The sequence below is a fragment of the Salinibacterium sp. SWN248 genome (assembly GCF_015864575.1).
Lineage (GTDB): Bacteria > Actinomycetota > Actinomycetes > Actinomycetales > Microbacteriaceae > Rhodoglobus.
The window spans coordinates 510,696-529,158 of the sequence record NZ_JADYWW010000001.1; the positions used below are offsets into that span (position 1 = coordinate 510,696).

21 protein-coding genes are annotated in these 18,463 nt (G+C 63.1%); 10 read left to right on the plus strand and 11 right to left on the minus strand.

Going from position 1 to position 18,463, the window contains the following annotated elements; genetic code table 11:
* Positions 1–146: 146 nt before the first annotated feature.
* From I6E73_RS02280 to I6E73_RS02290, 3 genes are read left to right on the plus strand one after another with little or no spacing between them, the layout of a single operon-like run.
* Positions 147–725, plus strand: a complete 579-nt coding sequence (locus I6E73_RS02280; protein ID WP_197122799.1) for a hypothetical protein — start codon at positions 147–149, stop codon at positions 723–725.
* Between the two features lie 8 nt (positions 726–733).
* The gene (locus I6E73_RS02285) at positions 734–1,297 is read left to right on the plus strand and encodes a signal peptidase I (protein WP_197122801.1); all 564 of its coding nucleotides are present in this window, start codon (positions 734–736) and stop codon (positions 1,295–1,297) included.
* An 8-nt stretch (positions 1,298–1,305) separates the two neighbouring features.
* Positions 1,306–2,202 carry a hypothetical protein gene (locus I6E73_RS02290; RefSeq protein WP_197122803.1) on the plus strand — a complete coding sequence of 299 codons (897 nt, stop codon included), beginning with the start codon at positions 1,306–1,308 and terminating at the stop codon, positions 2,200–2,202.
* Positions 2,203–2,220: 18 nt separating this feature from the next.
* On the opposite strand, the gene I6E73_RS02295 is transcribed toward I6E73_RS02290, so the two are convergent.
* Entirely contained in the window at positions 2,221–2,571 is a 351-nt protein-coding gene (locus I6E73_RS02295; protein WP_231600516.1) for a protealysin inhibitor emfourin, read from the minus strand.
* Positions 2,572–2,683: 112 nt separating this feature from the next.
* A complete protein-coding gene (locus I6E73_RS02300; RefSeq protein ID WP_197122805.1) occupies positions 2,684–3,787 on the minus strand; it encodes a M4 family metallopeptidase in 1,104 nt (367 codons plus the stop codon).
* Between the two features lie 168 nt (positions 3,788–3,955).
* Here I6E73_RS02300 and I6E73_RS02305 point away from each other — a divergent pair, with 168 nt between their 5' ends.
* The 6 genes from I6E73_RS02305 (at position 3,956) to I6E73_RS02330 (ending at position 9,112) form a co-directional block, all read left to right on the plus strand.
* Entirely contained in the window at positions 3,956–5,242 is a 1,287-nt protein-coding gene (locus tag I6E73_RS02305; RefSeq protein ID WP_197122807.1) for an adenylosuccinate synthase, read from the plus strand.
* Positions 5,243–5,482: 240 nt separating this feature from the next.
* Complete coding sequence (locus I6E73_RS02310; RefSeq protein ID WP_197122809.1) at positions 5,483–5,818, plus strand: hypothetical protein; 336 nt, start codon at positions 5,483–5,485, stop codon at positions 5,816–5,818.
* A complete protein-coding gene (locus I6E73_RS02315; RefSeq protein WP_197122812.1) occupies positions 5,812–6,417 on the plus strand; it encodes a bifunctional 2-polyprenyl-6-hydroxyphenol methylase/3-demethylubiquinol 3-O-methyltransferase UbiG in 606 nt (201 codons plus the stop codon). Before I6E73_RS02310 ends, I6E73_RS02315 begins: the two co-directional genes overlap by 7 nt.
* A 126-nt stretch (positions 6,418–6,543) precedes the next feature.
* Complete coding sequence (locus I6E73_RS02320) at positions 6,544–7,182, plus strand: GNAT family N-acetyltransferase (protein WP_197122814.1); 639 nt, start codon at positions 6,544–6,546, stop codon at positions 7,180–7,182.
* Complete coding sequence (locus I6E73_RS02325; RefSeq protein WP_307784200.1) at positions 7,179–8,132, plus strand: DMT family transporter; 954 nt, start codon at positions 7,179–7,181, stop codon at positions 8,130–8,132. Before I6E73_RS02320 ends, I6E73_RS02325 begins: the two co-directional genes overlap by 4 nt.
* 77 nt (positions 8,133–8,209) lie before the next feature.
* Positions 8,210–9,112, plus strand: coding sequence for an amidase domain-containing protein (locus tag I6E73_RS02330; protein WP_197122816.1), 903 nt, complete (start codon positions 8,210–8,212; stop codon positions 9,110–9,112).
* A gap of 21 nt (positions 9,113–9,133) precedes the next feature.
* Here I6E73_RS02330 and pgm read toward each other — a convergent pair whose 3' ends face one another.
* On the minus strand, positions 9,134–10,768 hold the full coding sequence (pgm, locus tag I6E73_RS02335) for a phosphoglucomutase (alpha-D-glucose-1,6-bisphosphate-dependent) (RefSeq protein WP_197122818.1): 1,635 nt from the start codon (positions 10,766–10,768) through the stop codon (positions 9,134–9,136).
* Positions 10,769–10,850: 82 nt separating this feature from the next.
* On the opposite strand from pgm, the gene I6E73_RS02340 reads away from it, so the two are divergent.
* Positions 10,851–11,195: a chorismate mutase gene (locus tag I6E73_RS02340; RefSeq protein WP_197122820.1), complete on the plus strand. Its 345-nt coding sequence runs from the start codon at positions 10,851–10,853 to the stop codon at positions 11,193–11,195.
* Between the two features lie 12 nt (positions 11,196–11,207).
* Here I6E73_RS02340 and I6E73_RS02345 read toward each other — a convergent pair whose 3' ends face one another.
* The 8 genes from I6E73_RS02345 to I6E73_RS02380 all read right to left on the minus strand — a co-directional run bounded on the left by I6E73_RS02345 (position 11,208) and on the right by I6E73_RS02380 (position 17,972).
* Positions 11,208–12,044 (minus strand): redoxin domain-containing protein, encoded by an 837-nt coding sequence (locus I6E73_RS02345; RefSeq protein WP_197122822.1) that lies wholly within the window; start codon positions 12,042–12,044, stop codon positions 11,208–11,210.
* A 1-nt stretch (position 12,045) separates the two neighbouring features.
* Positions 12,046–14,298, minus strand: coding sequence for a phosphoribosylformylglycinamidine synthase subunit PurL (gene purL / locus I6E73_RS02350; RefSeq protein WP_197125041.1), 2,253 nt, complete (start codon positions 14,296–14,298; stop codon positions 12,046–12,048).
* 146 nt (positions 14,299–14,444) lie between these two features.
* Entirely contained in the window at positions 14,445–14,840 is a 396-nt protein-coding gene (locus tag I6E73_RS02355; RefSeq protein WP_231600518.1) for a hypothetical protein, read from the minus strand.
* Between the two features lie 221 nt (positions 14,841–15,061).
* A complete protein-coding gene (locus I6E73_RS02360; RefSeq protein ID WP_231600520.1) occupies positions 15,062–15,463 on the minus strand; it encodes a hypothetical protein in 402 nt (133 codons plus the stop codon).
* Between the two features lie 16 nt (positions 15,464–15,479).
* A complete protein-coding gene (locus tag I6E73_RS02365) occupies positions 15,480–15,716 on the minus strand; it encodes a hypothetical protein (RefSeq protein ID WP_197122824.1) in 237 nt (78 codons plus the stop codon).
* A 66-nt stretch (positions 15,717–15,782) separates the two neighbouring features.
* Positions 15,783–16,382 (minus strand): hypothetical protein, encoded by a 600-nt coding sequence (locus I6E73_RS02370; RefSeq protein ID WP_197122826.1) that lies wholly within the window; start codon positions 16,380–16,382, stop codon positions 15,783–15,785.
* A gap of 49 nt (positions 16,383–16,431) precedes the next feature.
* On the minus strand, positions 16,432–17,304 hold the full coding sequence (locus tag I6E73_RS02375) for an ABC transporter ATP-binding protein (protein WP_231600521.1): 873 nt from the start codon (positions 17,302–17,304) through the stop codon (positions 16,432–16,434).
* Positions 17,301–17,972 carry a FadR/GntR family transcriptional regulator gene (locus tag I6E73_RS02380; RefSeq protein ID WP_197122828.1) on the minus strand — a complete coding sequence of 224 codons (672 nt, stop codon included), beginning with the start codon at positions 17,970–17,972 and terminating at the stop codon, positions 17,301–17,303. Before I6E73_RS02380 ends, I6E73_RS02375 begins: the two co-directional genes overlap by 4 nt.
* Positions 17,973–18,463 lie beyond the last annotated feature (491 nt).

Genomic DNA, 18,463 nt, shown 5'->3' on the forward strand with positions numbered 1-18,463 from the left:
GGGAGGCGCTCCGTGAGGGAGTTCGTGCCACCCCCCAGTTCGCGCCTGAAACGCTGACGCATTATTGTTTTTCCGGCGCGCGGGATAGCGTCGCAGTGCAACCATAAATCGGAAGAATGGTTGCTCGCAGTCTCTGGGGGGAGATTATGTCTGTGCTGCCCGGGAGCAAATCCCGAAAGACTTCAACGATCATCCGACTGGCGCTGGCCAGCGTGGCTCTGGTCGGTATTGGTGCTGCCGCCACGAGCGCCGCGTGGACTGCCCAGACGACCCTTTCTGCCAGCGCGAAAGCGGCATCCATCGAGCTCTACGGAGCCCTGGCGGTCAACGGCACCTGCCCGACCGCTCAAGGGTCGCCCTACGTCGAAGCAGACACCAGCGCGGGTGCCGTTGCCATCACTCTCGCGTCGGGAGAGTTTTCTGCCCTTGTGCCTAATCAACAGCGCACAGTCGCTATCTGTGTGCGCAACGGCGGGGATCTGCCTCTCAATGTGTCGCTGAACCCTCTCGCCGTCAGCAGCAACAGCATCTTCGGTGGGTCTGCGCCGGCCACGATCGAGGTTCGCACGAGTGCCGCCGCATTCACCTCAACAGTTCTCGCTGCTAACGCGACCCTTCCGCTGAACGTTGTCGTCACGACGCCGACGAGCTGGCCCACTTCATATCAGGGCCTCTCCTCCGGCGCGGTCGAGATTGTCTTCAGCGGCTCTACGGATGTGCCCTAGTGCGCGCGATGAAAGTAATCCGGGCTGCCGGTGATGGGCTGCTGTGGGTCATGGCCGTCATTGGCGCGCTCACCGGAGTGCTCTGGATTGCTCACGCGTTCGGCCTGATTCAGCCGCTCGTGGTGGTGTCGGAGTCGATGCAGCCGGCGATTCGAACCGGTGACCTGCTCGTCGCGTTCCCCGTTCCCGTCGAAGATCTTGCCGTGGGAGATATCGCTAGCCTGCCTTCCACGATCACTGGCAATCTCATCACGCACCGCATTATTAATGTCGCGACCGATGGTGACGCTGTGTACTTCGAAATGCAGGGTGACGACAATGATGCTCCGGATGCTGAAACCTACGAGTATGCGCTCGGTGACACTGCGCTGCATCCGGTGCTCACTATCTCCCGAGCAGGCTCCGTGCTGACTGCGCTTGGCTCGCCGATGATCGGCATCCCGCTCTTCGTCGCGATTGTTGCGTCGATTCTCTTGACGGTGCTCCCGTCGAACCCTCGCAAGCTCGCCGAGAGCAGCGAAGCTGACGACCAGTTGGCGCTCTCCGGCGCTGCCGCTGTGACGGAGGAATGAACAGGCTGATGAAACGCATTCTTGTGACAATCGTTGCGCTAGCAGCGACCGTGGCACTCTTTGCTGGCGCGACCGCTGCCACGCCGAACACGACGGTTGCGGCCTGGACTGACCCCGCTGTGTTCGTCGCTGAAGCCTCGACCGGCACATGGGGCAGCTCCGCCCCTACCCCGAGCTCTATAGTGATCGTCGCGGGAAACACCTCAACCTCGCTCGACTCGACCGCCTGGGATATCCCGGCCTCCGCGACAAGTTCCAGCTTCTGCGTCGACGTGACCGTGCGAGGAACGGATGCCACTCCGCGCGCGTGGGAACTGCATGCCGACATGACCTTGCCACCGTTCAACGGCCGCACGGGATCCGGCGGAATCTACTCGCGGGGTTCGACGCAGGCGTCATTCTCGACCAGCTCTGCTAGTCCAACCACTCTTGTGATTACGGGTGCCGGCTCAGGCGGTTCGAACTGGAATGAGTCCTATAACAACCGACTCCTCACCGATACTCAGCAGCTGATCATCACGATCTGTGTGAGCAGTGTGCCCATTGCTGCTCCGGGTGCCAGCAGCTACTACTCGGTGACGCAGACGCACGCTACCTGGACAGACACGCAGGCCTGTGTCACCGTCACCGCTACGGGCAAGGTGACCGACCTGCAAGCCAACCCCTTCTACTTTGGGTGGGAGGCAACAGTGAACCTCGCCGCAGCGAAGAACCGCATCCTGAGTGCAGGCAAGACGGTGAACTACGTGGGTTGGTCGCCGTCACCCTCTTCTGGTTATCAATACACGACTGTGCCGACGACCTACTATCCACCCGCCGATTCCTACGCGATCACCTCCGGCCGCGCCACCGCCATCAAGGCCACCCAGTCGAGCACTATCACGGCGTGTGTATACGGCTACTAGTAGGTGCGCTGCGGAGCGCTAGTCGCATTCGATTTCGGGCTCGGGCTCGGGCTCGGGTTTGGGTTGAGGCGAAGGTGCGGGCTGCGGCTCGGGTGCAGGGCGTGAGGGCTGTGAAGCCTCGCGCACGCGATCAACGAGTTCACGCCACGGACCAACGAGCTGCTGCTCGGGGATGACCGCCTCGTGCGGTTCACAGTGAATTTCGTAGGTGTAGCGGTCGGGCATCGTGTTTTCGACCGGATGCTCGTGCCACGGCAGTTCTGCAAGCAGCACGTACCACCGCTCGGGGTCGGGCTGCTCATCTACGACGACATCCCATTCGATGCGGCGACCGAGAAGCCCACCGCTGCGCCACACCTGTACCTTCACACGTGCATGCTATCCCGTTGCCGTGCAGGCGAACAGGGTGCAGACGAACAGGCTGCGACGAACAGGGTGCGAACCAACACAGCACCTGCGAGCGGGGTTCCAGCTCACGGCGTCACGCTTCGGCGGGAACCACTCCGACTAACGCCCATCCGGCTTCGACCGCGCGCTGTTCGTCAGAGCCGTCACCGAAGCGCGCTACCGCAGCCGCGATGGTGGCAGCCGCGAACTCGGAGAACTCGCTGCGGGGTGTGAGCGAACCGTTGGTGAGGGTGTCGTACCAAATCTGCCCGGCGCGCTCCCACGCGAAGCCGCCAAGAGTGTCGGCAATGCTCCAGAAAGCGCGGTTGGGGATTCCCGAGTTGAGGTGCACGCCCCCGTTGTCGTCTCGCGTGACGATGAAGTCATCCCAGTGGGCGGGTTGAGGGTCTTTGCCGAGCACATCGTCGTCGTAGGCGGTGCCGGGCGCTTTGAGAGACCGCAGAGCATTGCCCTCGACCTCATCGGTGAAGATGCCTTCGCCGACTAACCACGATGCTTCGGCCGCGGTCTGGCGCCAGGCGTGCTGCTCGACGAGTGCCCCAAACACGTCGGAGACGTGCTCATTGAGGGCGCCGCTCTGGCCGCGATAGACGAGTCCAGCGGTGAACTCGGTGACTCCGTGTGCAAGCTCGTGGCCGATGACGCTGAGGGAGCGAGTGAAGCCGGTGAAAATTTCACCGTCACCATCGCCGAAGACCATGCGGCTGCCATCCCAAAAGGCATTGTCGTAGAGCGAGCCGAAGTGCACGGTTGCTTCGAGCGGCGACGAACGATCGTCGATCGAGTCACGCTCAAACACCTCCCAGAACAACGCGAACGTGTAGCCGAGGCCGTCATAGGCCTCCGTCACCGAAGCGTCGCCTGTCTCGGGCTCTCCTTCTGAGCGCACGAGGATGCCGGGCAGAGTCTCCCCGGTCTGGGCGTCCGAAATGGCGCGGCTCACAATGCCGCGCTCCGCTGGCTCGTCAGGTCGAAGTGACCGCGGTGGAAGTGTGTGTTCGTGGCGCCCATGATCGAGGTGGTCATGCCCGATGTCGATGAGGGATCGCTGCGCGGCATGGGCTGCTCGCTCAAAGCGGGGGTCGTCGAGCGTCGCGATTCGCGACAACAAAAACGGAGGAACGATCGCGCACAGGGCGCGGGGCGATTCGGCGGGGGAAACGTGTTGCAGTGGCATCCGGAACATGATTCATGCTGACACGAACCACTGACGCTGGCGACGATGGCTCACGATTCTCACGGAGTCCCCAGCAACGCCGCCACGCAAGAAATCGCTACGACAAGCAAAAGACTGCTCTCGGGTAGACTGAGGTGTAATCCCCCCACTTCTTCGAAGGGATCCACCATGCCAGCAATCGTCATCATCGGCGCCCAATGGGGCGACGAGGGCAAGGGAAAAGCAACCGACCTCCTCGGTAGCCGCATCGACTATGTCGTGAAATTCAACGGCGGCAACAACGCCGGTCACACGGTCGTGATCGGCGACGAAAAGTACGCGCTTCACCTCCTGCCGTCGGGCATCCTCACCGAGGGCGTCACCCCGATCATCTCCAACGGTGTCGTCATCGACCCCGAAGTTCTCTTTGAAGAACTGGACGCCCTGATCGCCCGCGGAGTCGACGTCTCCAAACTGCTGGTGAGTGCCAACGCGCACATCATCACCAACTACCACCGCACCCTCGACAAGGTGACGGAACGCTTCCTCGGCAAGCGCCAAATCGGCACGACCGGCCGCGGAATTGGTCCGGCGTATGCCGACAAGATCAACCGCGTCGGCATCCGAGTTCAAGACCTTTTTGACGAGAACATTCTTCGCCAAAAGGTTGAGGGCGCTCTTGACCAGAAGAACCACCTGCTCGTGAAGGTCTACAACCGTCGCGCAATCGAGGTTGAAGAGATCGTCACCGAGTTGCTCAGCTATGCCGACCGTCTGCGCCCCATGGTCGCCGACACCGGTCTGCTGCTGAACAAGGCACTCGACGATGGCGAGATTGTGCTCTTCGAGGGCGGCCAGGCCACGATGCTGGATGTTGACCACGGCACGTACCCGTTCGTCACGTCCTCCAACTCCACCTCGGGTGGCGCGGCTACCGGTTCGGGCGTTGCCCCCAACCGCCTCGAGCGCATCATCGGAATCGTCAAGGCCTACACAACGCGTGTGGGTGCTGGCCCGTTCCCGACCGAACTGCACGATGAGTCTGGCGAGTTCTTGCGCTCTAACGGTTTCGAATTCGGCACCACCACCGGGCGCCCGCGTCGCTGTGGTTGGTATGACGCCCCCATCGCCCGCTACACGGCACGCGTCAACGGAGTCACCGACTTCGTGCTCACCAAGCTTGATGTGCTCACCGGCCTCAAGACGATCCCCGTGTGTGTCGCGTATGACGTTGACGGTGTGCGCTTCGATGAGATGCCTGTATCGCAGTCTGACTTCCACCACTCGGTGCCGATCTACGAAGAGTTCCCCGGCTGGGACGAAGACATCACCGGCGCTCGCACCTTCGAAGACCTGCCCAAGAACGCGCAAGACTACGTGCTCGCCATTGAAGCAATGAGCGGCGCCCGCATGTCAGCAATCGGTGTTGGCCCCGGCCGCGACGAAATCATCGTTCGTCACGACCTCGTCGACTAAGCCTCGACACTCAGTTCGCACTCAAGCGGCACGCACCGGAGAGATTCGGGGCGTGCCGCTTCTGCGTGGGCGGGGCGGGGCGGGCGTGCAGTCGAGCGAACGTGTGGTGGCGCCAGTTCAGGGTGGACTGGTACGGTCGAAAAACCGTCGACGAGAGGAGTAATCATCAGATTCCTAAAGTATGGTTCTGCCGCGATGCTGGTCTTGCTCTTCCTCTCCCTTTTCTGGCGTCGAGAAGGAATGATCGACGATCCGCTCGCCCTGATCCTCCTGCTCGTGGCCGTAATCGGGTTCGCGGCCTTCACTCTCGCGGTCGGTCTGCGATCGATGACGCCCGGAAAGAGTCTTGGCGCTGTCACGATTGTGGGACTCGTGACGGTTTTTCTCGCGTTAGCAGGCACGCTTAGCTCGTTCTCAGTGGTCAGCGCTGGCGGAACAGAAGGCTTCATCTACTTCCTCGTGAACATCAGCCTGGCCCTGACCGGAGTGATTCTGGTCGTTGTAGGCGCTCGGCGGGCTCAATCGGAGTCACACGAGCGCGGTAGCGCCGCGGGCGAATTCTCCGAACCTTGGTAGTCAATTTGTCAGCGCGGTGGAACCATAACATCCACTATTACCGTCGCATTCTTGATGCCGTGCCCGCGAGCGCACGCAACGCGCTCGACGTCGGGACCGGCAACGGACTACTGGCGGCCGCACTTCGTGAGCGTGTGCCGAGTGTCACAGGGATCGACATCGACGCCGCCGTGCTGGAATACGCGCGCGCTGAGACCGACCGCGTCACCTGGCTTCAGGGCGACGCATTGACCTATCCGTTTCGCCCGGCCTCGTTCGACGTCGTGGCTTCGGTGGCAACCATCCATCACATGCCGGACCTTGAAAGCACGCTTGCCCGGTTGGCGGAACTAACGGTACCCGGCGGCGTGATAGCCGTCGTGGGGTTGGCCCGGTCGACGCGACCGATCGATTTCGTCTATGACCTCGCGGGGCTCGTGGAGCAACGCCGGTATCGTCGGCTTGCTAGTTCGTGGGAGCATTCCGCACCGGTCGTCTGGCCCCCGCCGCACAGCTACGCTGACGTTCGGCGCGCTGCGGCGCGAGTGCTTCCCGGAGCGAGGTGGACTCGGCTCGCTTTGTGGCGCTACTCCCTCATCTGGACCAAGCCAAGTCTCTGACGACTCCCGCACTGCCGCACGCCGCGGGTAGCCAATCGCGGATTGCTGGACTAAACGGCCGTAATCGGTGGGTGAAAGTCCGAAAACCGCGGGTACGCAGGCTCCGCAGGGTGGGAGGATTTGGGAGTGACCGTAACGCGCCCGCAGCCCCGCATCCTTCAGGGAACTTTTGTCTCCGTTGAGCCCCTGACCGAAGCGCACCTTGCTGCGCTCTGGCCCGCCCTCGGAGTGCCCGCGGTCTTCGCGGGAGGCTACGGCGGAGGACCCGCAGGATTGCCCGCCGATGAAGCATCCTTCGTGGAATGGATGCGCGCCGGCTACCTCGGTTACACCGACCGGATGCCGTTCGCGGTGCGCGTGAACTCTGGCGCTGGTGTCGATGGTGGCCCCGACGCCGGACGGCTCGTCGGCGTGAGCACCCTTGGAGACCTTGACGAGGCCAATGCCAACGCGCACATCGGCTGGACCGCCTACGACCCGACCGTGTGGGGCACCGCCGTGAACCCCGAAACGAAACTCCTGCTGCTCGGCTTCGCCTTCGGCAACGGCTACAACCGCGTGCGACTCCAAGCGGATGCCATCAACGCCCGTTCGCGCGCCGCCATCCTCAAGCTCGGTGCGACCTTCGAAGGCATCCAGCGCCAACACCTGCTGCGGGCCGACGGCTCGTGGCGCGACACCGCGGTGTACTCCGTGATCGACACAGACTGGCCAGAGGTGAAGGCCGGGCTGCTCGCCCGCCTCGAGCAGGAGTCGCGCGCGTGAGCCGCCCCACTGCTTCCGCTGGTCGGGTCGAAAAGCACGACACGGCATCCACTCTGGGTACGACGCTGCGCTTTGCCGCAGCCGGCCTCGTCTGGGGTTCAAGCTTTTTCTTCATCAAAGTGGCCCTGGATGGCGTGAGCTTCGGCCAGGTCGCCTGGAGCCGGGCAGTGCTCGGCGCTCTCGCGCTCGTCGTGGTGTTTGCGGTCAGCCGCCGGAAGCTCCCGCGCCAGCCCATCGTGTGGGCGCACTTCACAGTGCTCGCGTTCCTCTTCGCCGTGTTTCCGTACCTGCTGTTCGCGTGGGCTGAGCAGTACGTGAGCTCGAGCCTCGCGAGCATCTACAACGCGACAACGCCCATCATGACCGCTATTTTTGCCACCCTCGTGTTCCGGGTAGAGAAGCTCACGCGCTCGCAGATCGCGGGCGTCACCCTGGGCATCTTTGGCGTGCTCGTGATCATCGCGCCGTGGCAAGCGGGCGACATCAGCGGCAGCCTGTTGGGCCAGCTCGCGTGCCTCGGCGCCGCGCTCTGCTACGGCGCCGCCATGAGCTACCAGCGCAAATTCGTGGCGCCGTACAAGGTGCCCGGCGTCACCTCCGCCACGATGAACATCGGCATCGCCGCCGTCATCTACCTTCTGCTGACTCCGCTCGTCGCGACCGGCCCGGTGAACCTCACCCTCCCCGTGGTGGCCAGCCTCCTCGCGCTCGGGGTGCTCGGCACCGGCATGGCCTACGTCTGGAACTACCGGGTGCTCGCCGAATGGGGACCGACCCGCACCTCGACCGTCACCTACATCACGCCCGTGATCGGCGTCATCCTCGGTTTCGTCATCCTGAAAGAAACAATGTCCTGGCATGAGCCTCTGGGGGCCGTGATCGTTTTGGTCGGGGTGCTGCTGGCTCAGGGGCGACTCACCCTGCCGAGGGCGCTGACTCGAGCGGCTTAGATAAAGCTTTCCTATGAATTCCATCGGCAATGCCGTTTCGGTGCTCTCTGGCGGCGAGGGTCTGGGAAAATTGAGCCGTGTCTTCCCCTTATCTCGCGCGCCGTATCGGCGTCGGTGCAGCAGCCCTCGGCGTTGTCGCGGCCATTACCGCGCTCATCATGCTGGCTGCCTCAGCCGTCGAAACGGCATCCCCGGCTGCTGAGGATGTCGCAGCCGTCGCCTCCGGAACGCCCCAAGTGCACGAGGTCAGTGCCACCGCCGGCACTCTCGTAGGCGGGGAATCCATCACCATCACCGGTGCTTCCCTCGACGCGGTCACCGACGTTACCTTTGGCGGAGTCTCTGCCACCAACGTTGTCGTTTCCGACAGCGGAACTCTCACCGCGACAGTACCGTCGGCCGTCGACTTTCAACCCACAACCGTCGCCATTGAAGTTGTCGCCGATGCTGAGCCGGTTCAGGCCGCAGCCACGCTCGACTACACCTACGCGGCATCCACCCCGGTCGATAACCAGATGCAGTACCTCATGGCGCACTGGGAGGACTACAACGTTGACGAATATGGCGACCTCAACTCGGTGGGCGGAGACTGTGCCAACTTTGCGAGCCAGTCGCTGCTCATGCGCGGCTGGACGATGACCGAGGAATGGTTCAACTACGACGCGGCCGCAGACTGGAGCGGAGCGTGGGGCTACGTTCCCACCTTCGAGAACTGGCTGACTGAAAACCCGGAACTTGGCGCCACCTCGTTGACCTTTGACCAGCGCGATCAGGTCAAAGTCGGCGACCTCGTCGTCTTCGACTGGAACGACAACGACTATCTCGACCACATTCAGGTCGTTTCCTCAGTAGAGACCGTCGACGGCGAAATCGTCATCAAGATGGTCGGCCACAACCTCGACACCAACTACCGTGACCTCGACGAAACCATCACCGTTGACCACCCTGACGCCACCGGGCACTTCTGGAGCATCCCGTAGCGAGCCGTGGGCGCTGAAGCGCTAGCCGTTGAGGGCCGCGTCGACAATCGCCTTCGCTTCGGCCTGCACGAGCCGCAAGTGCTCGGCACCCTTGAACGATTCGGCGTAGATCTTGTAGACGTCTTCGGTGCCGCTGGGGCGCGCAGCGAACCACGCAAACTCCGTCGTCACTTTCACGCCGCCGATCGCGGCGCCGTTTCCGGGAGCCTCCGAGAGCTTCGCCGTGATGGGGTCGCCCGCCAATTCGGTGGCCGCGATCGCAGCCCCGCTCAACTTGCCCAGCTTGGCCTTCTGCTCTTTGCTGGCCACAGCATCCACTCGTTCGTAGGCCGGGTCGCCGAACTCTTCGACGAGCTCGGCGTAGAGAACGGATGGCGTTTTGCCGGTCACTGCCAGAATCTCGGCTGCCAGCAGGGCCAGCAAAATCCCGTCTTTGTCGGTCGTCCAGACGGAGCCGTCTTTGCGCAGGAAGCTTGCCCCCGCGCTCTCCTCGCCACCGAAAGCCACCGAGCCATCGACGAGGCCGGGCACAAACCATTTGAAACCGACGGGCACCTCAATGAGGTCGCGGCCCATGGCGGCAGCAACCCGGTCGATCATGGAACTCGAGACGAGGGTCTTGCCGACAGCGGCATCCGGGTTCCAGCCCTCGCGGTGCGTGTAGAGATACTGAATCGCTACTGCCAAGTAGTGGTTAGGGTTCATGAGGCCGCCGTCGGGCGTGACGATGCCGTGGCGGTCAGCGTCGGCGTCGTTGCCGGTGAGGATGTCGAACTCGTCGCGGCGGGCGACGACAGAGGCCATGGCCGACTTCGATGACGGGTCCATGCGAATCTTGCCGTCCCAGTCGAGCGTCATGAATGCCCAGGTCGGATCGACGTCCGGATTCACGACGGTGAGGTTGAGGTCGTACTTTTCGGCGATCAACTTCCAATAGTTGACGCTCGCACCACCCAGCGGGTCTGCACCGATGCGGATGCCAGCCGTACGGATCGCATCAATGTCGATGATGTTCTCGAGGTCGTCAACGTAGCGCCCGCGGAAGTCGTAGCTGCCCGCCGTCGTGTTCTCAGCCCCGGCGTCGCCGATGTGCTTTACGGCCGTGTTGCCGTCAGCGATGATCGCATTCGCACGGTCAGCAATCCAGCCGGTCGCATCGCTGTCGGCAGGGCCACCGTGCGGCGGGTTGTACTTGAAACCACCATCGCGGGGCGGGTTGTGGCTCGGGGTGATGATGATGCCGTCGGCCTCATCGCCGTTGTCGGCCGCGTTGTACGTAATGATCGCGTGGCTCAGTGCGGGAGTGGGCACGAAGTCGTCGAACTCGTCTTTTAGCGCGAGAACGCCATTGGCGGCGAGCACGTCGAGCGCGGTAGTCTCGGCGGGCTGCGAGAGCGCGTGGGTGTCCCGCCCAATAAACAGCGGGCCCGTGATGCCCTGGCTGGCACGATATTCCACGATCGCCTGCGTGATGGCGGCGATGTGCCCTTCATTGAAAGCGGTGTCGAGTGCGGAGCCACGGTGGCCGCTCGTACCGAACACCACCCGCTGCTCGGGCACCGAAACATCCGGAACCAGCGCGTAATACGCCGCCACCAACTCGGTCACATCAATGAGGTCGGATGCCTGGGCTGTCGTGCCTGCGCGATCGTTCATGCAAACCAGTCTTCCACCTTCACTCGGCGGTGCGCGCGTCATGTGGCAAACACGCAGCCTTCAGAACCCCTAAAGTCGTTATATGGCAGCAGGAGATCAGGCCCACAACGACAACGTCGACCCCGAAGTGCGCGAGCAGCTTCTGGGCGCTCGCCGCAGCATTGACAACATTGATGCGGCCCTCATCCATTTGCTTGCCGAACGCTTCAAATACACGCAGCAGGTTGGTCGTCTCAAGGCCACCAAGGGCCTGCCCGCGTCTGATCCCAACCGTGAGCGCGACCAGATCGCACGCCTCAAGTCGCTCGCCGAAGAGTCGCACCTCGACCCGGCCTTCGCCGAGAAGTGGTTCAACTTCGTCGTCGCCGAGGTCATTCACCACCACGAGCAGATCGCGTCGGGCAGCGAGCCCGATTCCGCCAACTAGGCACGCAGCAGGCTAGCGCGCGCGGATGCCGTGCTGATCGAGCACGTCGAGGAACGTTGTCGGCTCGGGCCGCACCCGGTGGTTGTCGGTCTGTTCGGCCCAGAGCACGGTTCCACTGGCGTCGGTGATGATCACGGTCGGCACGACGGTATCGCCGCCTGCGGGTGCTCCGGCGCTGAAGATGACGGGCGTTCCGCCGGGTTGCACGAGGTCGAGAGCGGCGGCGGCTGCGCCATCCGTATCGATGTAGAAGTTGACGGGGATGTCGAAGCGTTGCGAGAGCTCAACGGTGTCGGCGGGCTTTTGGGGGCTGATGATCGCGACGGCGACTCCGCGGCGATCGAGCTCGCGATACTGGTCGGCGATCTGGGCGACCTGAGCCATGCAGAACGGGCACCAGTTACCGCGAATGAACATGAGCACGTGCGGTTGCTGGGTGAAGACGCTGCTGTCGACGGCAGCGCCATCCACGGTGGTGAGCGGGAACAGGGGCAGCGGTTCATCGACGCGCACTGGCTCGGTCGAGACGTGCTGCACCGAGTACCAGTAGTTGTAGCCGAGAATCACGGCCAGCCCGAGAACGGCCACGAGCACGGCAAGCGGTCCGGCGAGGATGGCGGCAAAGATCGCCACGCCGGAGACAGCAAGCTGAACCCATGGATGCCGGCGCTGCACAACGACGACGCGCGTCATCAGCAACGCCAAATAGAGCGCGTACGCAACCCACGGCAGGGCGGCGGCGAGCCACCACGGTTGTGCTTCCGTGATGGCGCGCAGGATGACGAGCGTGATCACCCCGAGGGCGAGCGCGGCGGTGACTTCTCCGTAAACCCTCTTGATGGTCTGCACGCTAGGCGCCGAAGGCCTTCGCGAGCGTTCCTTGGTGAGCAGTGAGCAGTTCTTCGAGGGTCAGCGTGAACTGGTCTTGAATTTCCAGTGCGGGGGAGGCGGCATCCGTGACTCCGATGCGCACGGCAGGGTAGCCGCGGCCTTCGCAGAGTCCGCGGAATTTCACGTCGTCTTCGCGCGGGATCGAGACGACCATGCGGCCGGTTGATTCGCTGAAGAGTGCGGTAGCCGCGTCGATTTCGTCGCGCTCGAGCAGTTCGCCGAGCCACACGCGAGCGCCAACGCCGAAGCGCATGACAGATTCGGCGAGGGTTTGGGCGAGTCCACCGTCGGCGAGGTCGTGGGCGCTGGCGATGATGTTCTGCTCGTTGCCAGCCTTGATGAGGTCCGCGAGGCGACGTTCGCCGGCGAGGTCGACCTTGGGCGGCAGACCACCGAGGTGGTCGTGGATTGTGCCGGCCCAGGCCGAGCCGTCTAGCTCAAGCGCGGTGGTGCCAAGCAGGTAGATGTTGTTGCCTTCGTCTTGCCAGCCGCTCGGGATGCGCTCAGCAACGTCACGGATCAGGCCGAGCACCGCGACCACAGGGGTCGGGTGGATGGGCACATCGCCGGTCTGGTTGTAGAACGAGACGTTCCCGCCGGTGACGGGGATTTCCATCTCGAGGCAAGCATCCGCGAGACCTTCAACGGCCTTGCTGAACTGCCACATCACTTCGGGGTTCTCGGGGCTGCCGAAGTTGAGGCAGTCACTGACGGCGACGGGGTTGGCGCCGGTGGCGGCCACGTTGCGGAACGCTTCGGCGAGAGCAAGCTGGGCTCCGGCGTAAGGGTCGAGCTGGCAGAAGCGACCGTTGGCGTCGGTCGCGACAGAGAAGCCGAGACCGCTCTCTTCGTCGATGCGCACCATGCCGGCGTCATCCGGGAAGCTTAGGGCGGTGTTGCCGAGAACGTAGCGGTCGTACTGGTCGGTGATCCAGCTCTTGTCGGCGAGGTTGGGGCTCGCGAGCAGCTGCAGCATCTGGTCGCGCAGCTCGATGCCGTCCTTGGGGCGTGCGAGGCCCGAGGCGCTGTCGGCCTGAAGCTTGTCGATCCACTTGGGGTACGCAACGGGGCGGTCGTAGACGGGGCCATCGATGGCGACGGTGCGCGGCTCGACGTTCACGATTTCTTCGTCGTGCCAGTTGATGATGAGGCGGCCGGTGTCGGTGACTTCACCGAGCACGCTGGTTTCGACGTCCCACTTCTCAACGACCTTGAGGAAGCCTTCGAGCTTCTCGGGCTTCACGATCGCCATCATGCGTTCTTGGCTTTCGGACATCAGAATTTCTTCTGCCGTGAGGGTGGGGTCGCGCAGCAGTACCTTCTCGAGTTCGATGAACATTCCACCGTCACCGTTGGAGGCGAGCTCGCTCGTCGCGCAGCTGATCCCGGCAGCACCGAGGTCTTGGATGCCCTCCACGAGGTCACCCTGGAAGAGTTCGAGGCAGCACTCGATGAGTACCTTTTCGGCGAAGGGGTCGCCGACCTGAACGGCGGGGCGCTTGGTTGGCCCGCCTTCGGAGAAGGAATCGGAGGCGAGGATGGATGCTCCACCGATGCCATCGCCACCGGTGCGGGCACCGAACAGCACAACCTTGTTGCCCACGCCGCGAGCGTTAGCCAGGTGCAGGTCTTCGTGGCGCAGCACTCCCACGGCCAGCGCGTTGACGAGCGGGTTGGCCTGATAGACGGAGTCGAAGTAGGTTTCGCCGCCAATGTTGGGCAGGCCGAGGCAATTGCCGTAGAAGCTGATGCCCGAAACGACACCCTTGGCAACGCGAGCGGTGTCTGGATTGTCGATGGCGCCGAAGCGGAGCGCATCCATGACAGCAACGGGGCGAGCACCCATGGAGATGATGTCGCGCACGATGCCGCCGACACCGGTCGCAGCACCCTGGAAGGGCTCGATGTAGCTGGGGTGGTTGTGGCTTTCGATCTTGAAGGTGACAGCCCAACCCTCACCAACATCGATAACACCGGCGTTTTCGCCCATGCCAACCATGAGGTTCTTGGTCATGTTCTCGCTAACCTTCTTGCCAAACTGGCGAAGGTAGTTCTTGGAAGACTTATAGGAGCAGTGCTCGCTCCACATGACGGAATACATGGCGAGCTCGCCGCTCGTGGGGCGGCGGCCCAGAATCTCACGAATCTTCGCGTACTCATCGGCCTTGAGGCCGAGGGCGCCGTAGGGCTGCTCTTTCTCGGGCGTAGCCATCGCGTTCGATACCGTGTCGGCAACATGCTGGCGGGAATTGGTTGAGACGTCAGTCACGAGGGGCTTCTCCCAGAAGATTATGGATGCCGGGGTGCTCACGCCGGCCGCCTCCAGTCTACCTAGGTGCGCGGGCGCGCTTCAGCGCGTCAGAAGGCCATTAGAGCGAAGCCCGCAATGATACTCAGGAGGCCGATTCCGGTGAGGATCGAGCCGATGATGAGGGCAATGTTCGTGCGGCGGGGCCGCGCGAGACTCCACCGCGAGGGATGGCACTGGTCGTAATACAGAGCGACTTGAGCGCCGACATCCATGATGGGAACTTCTGACGGCTCGTGAAGGATGGAGTATTGCTTGCCGTCGCTATCGGACCACCGAAAACCTTGAAAGCCTCCGGCTTCGAAAACCTCGGCGGTGGTCGCGATCCATTTGCACGCCCGCAGAGCGAGAATCCACCCGAAAAGGAGCAGCGGGATGCCGGGGACGAGTCCGACCCAGGACATCGTTTCGAGCACCACTCCTAAAGCGCCCTCAGGTCCGGTCATTGTGCAATATTATCGGCTGAGTTGCTCAGGAAGCGTGGGCGTCGGAGGGGGAATTGCTGCAGGCCATTCCGACATACCTGCAGTCGCTATGACCGACTTTCAGTGCATCGCGAAGTTCGTCAGCGTAATGCTGCGTCTAACCGGATGCTGTTTTGCGGTGAGGACGAATCCGAAACGTTCGAAGAATGGCCTGGCTGGTAGTCCGCTCCCAGACCCATCGTTCACCATCTGACGTCCGCTACGCACAGCCCGTTTTCGGCCTTGCGGTAGAAGACAAAACTTGGGCTGACGTCGCTAGTCTCACTCCATCCTTCGAGGTTGATGCTCCACGAGGCGTCGAGCGACGGACGATCGATCGAGATGTCGGCGCTGAACTGTTCGGGCTCTCCGGCACGCAACCCGTTCCACGCTTGCGGGTCACCAAAGTCCGCTGCAAAGTCTTCGCACGCGAGCGCATCTTGATCACCCGAGGATGCAGCGCGGATGAGCTGCTTTGTCGTGTCGATGACACGAGCACCGTCGGCGCCCCAGACGGCGGTGTCGACCCAGCGCCCCGAAAGGATCGCCACGGCGATGACCGCAATGATCACGCCAGCAATCCGCATGAGCGTTCGCGTATTCATGGGGTAACCATAAGCGTCAGGTGTTGGAGCGCGACTCGTTGTTGAGTCCAGGCAGGCTGACGACGAAGCCCCCGATCATGATGACCCCGGCAATGCCCCCAACGATGAAGGGGAGCAGGAATGAGGGAGGCGCCGCGTTGAGTGGCCCCGCTTCATCAACCCACGTGCCGTACTGGATGCCGTAGAAGAACAGCACCACAAGAATGGCCGCGCCCAGCAGGCCGCTCGTCACTGACCAGATTCGGTTTCGCATATTTGGGTCCTCCGCGAGTGGATAAAAGTAAATGACGGTCGAGTGTTGCGTGCGCCGCTCGAGCAGTTAGCCCTGACCAGGCCCGCCCCAGCGACCACCGTCGGGAGGTTCTGGGCACACGGAGTCTTCACGGAAGACTCCGATTTCCGCGCGTACGGCCACTCCGTTAGCGGTGCGGTTCACGGTGTAGGCGATGCCTTCGAGGGATTCTGGTTCGGGAACGTTGCCGAGGGTCACGGTGTCGTATTCGGTTTCATCGTCAACCGTGATCGGGATCGGAACCGGATCGTTCAGACCGGCTGTGGGGTGCTCTTTGAGCCAGTTTGCAGTATCGATTACGTCGGCACCCGCGATGGTCCAGTACGCGGTCCGAGTTTCCATGGGCGAGCACGGCCAGGCGTAGTACGAGTAAGAGAAGGGGTAGGTCGATGCCGGGGTGCTTTCGGACGGCACGGCGCCGGACGGCAGGACCGCGCCTTCGAGCCACGAATCCGCCTTCGCGACGGCGGCGACATCCACCTTCGTGGGGGTGGCGGTGGCACTGGGAGAGGGGGAAGTGGATAGCGATGGTTCCGGAGCGGCAGCGCCGTCATCCGCTACCGTTGCGCACCCCGCCAGAAGCACAGCGCTGACCGACAAGACGAAGACACTGCGTAGACGTGGCATTTGCTCACCTTACGTCGCGAAGGCGACTCTGGCTAGATGGTCGCCGCGATCAGACCGCGGCGAGATCGAGCGAGCGCTTACGGCCCGGCAGCGCGAACCAGCGGCCGTCGTGCTGGCCGACGCGGATCGGATGCGCGAAGGCGGTCGTCACATTCTCGGTGGTCAAGACCTGTTCGGCTGGCCCGGCCTGCGAGATCCGACCGTTCGCAATCAAAGCGGCATGGGATGTCGTGGAGGGCAGTTCTTCGAGGTGGTGCGTCACGAGAATCGAGGCCAGCCGCGGAAAGTTGTGGGTGAGCGAATCGATGGTTTCGAGGAGTTGCTCGCGTGCCGCGACATCCAACCCGGTGCTGGGTTCGTCGAGAAGTAGCAGGTCAGGTTCGGCGATCAGGGCGCGTGCGATGAGGGCTCGGCCACGTTCTCCCTGCGACAACGTCGGCCAGCGGTGGGCATCCTTGCCTGCCAGCCCCATCTGTTCGATCAGTTCTGTCGCGCGGTTTGCCTGCTGCGCGGAGGGATCCCAGCGTGCGGGAATCTCGAGGGATCCGGTGAGGCCGGTGAGCACGACATCCCGAATCGTGAGGGGTGCGTGAAGCGGATGACGCGGGTTGACGTGCCCGATGGAACGACGCAGCGCCTGCAGTTCCACCCGCCCGAGGCGTTGCCCGAGGATGTCCACGGTTCCAGACGTCGGGTGGGTTGACGCGCCCACGAAACCGAGGATGGTGCTCTTGCCGGCGCCGTTGGGACCGAGGAGCGCCCAGTGTTCGCCCGCGCGCACGGTGAGGTCGACCTCGTGGAGGATGGTGCGCTCGCCGCGGCGGAAGGTCACGCCGCGCAGCTCGACGACGATGGGGTTGCTGGTCACGATGGGGGTTTGGCTCACGAGGGTGCTTTCGCTGATGAGGGTGCTGTTGTTCATGAGAGGGCTCGATGCACGCCGGTGAGGTGCGCCCGGCTGCACTCGGCCGCGGCGGCCGGGTTTCGTTCAGCGATTGCTTCGACGAGTGCGACGTGGGCGGCTTGGTCTGCGTCGTAGTCGTGGATGGGGCGCAGCTTCAGCATCTCAATCATTGCGACGCGCACTCGCGGCACGAAGCCGTCGAACAGTTCGAGCAGCACTTCGTTGTGGGATGCCGCGACGACTTCCCGGTGGAGCGCCATGTCGACGTCAACGAACTCTTCGAGTGGGTGTTCCGTGCCCGAGCGGCGGGCAAGTGCTCGGCGCATCGCCCGCAGGTCTGATGGTGTCCGCCGGTGCGCCGCGAGTGCTGCCGCTTCGGCCTCGATTGCAACGCGGGCCTCGATGACTGAGGCGATAGACACTCGGCGCAACACGACATCCCAGTCCTCGGCGATGTCGGTCGAGATTACAAAGACACCGGAGCCTTGGCGGCTTTCGAGCACGCCTTGCCCGGCGAGTTCGCGGATGGCCTCCCGCAACGTGGAGCGCCCGACACCGATCTCAAGGGCCAGCGTCGTCTCGCCCGGCAGCTTATGCCCCAGGGGCCACTCGCCGGCACGGATACGCCCGAGCAGCACTTCGGCTGCCTGCGCTGCAAGCCGACCGTGTTGCACTGCTGGTGTCATGCAGGTGCTCCCGTCGCAGTGTTTGTCTATCGTGAAACTCTACACCTCAGACAAGTTGGGGTTCGGCGTTCCCACGCCAGGCAATGCCAATGATGTGGCCCGTCTGGTTGGGGCTGCCGGCGAGCAGCTTCTAGAGCTGCTCGAATTCCTGTCGTTTTTTGAACCAAGACTGCTGCAGGGATACTCCTCTTCAGGCATTGCGGGGGGTGTTCACACCGTATCGAAAACGGGCTGGCGGGAGTTGGTGCTGGTGTCAGCCGGGGCTACACTCCGTCGCTGATTGAAGTCGACGCGCTAGCAGCTTCTTGGCTGTCGCGAATACGGCTTCGTGGTTCTAGGAACAGGCCTGCCGCGGTGCAGTCGCGGCGGGAAAATGGCATCCTGACCATTGGCGTGCTCGAATTCGTGGCGCCTGCCGCGGGGTCGAGCGGCCCTTCAACTGCGAGCTAGCTGGGTTCGTAACTCGTGGATCACTTTCGACGGGGCGTGTT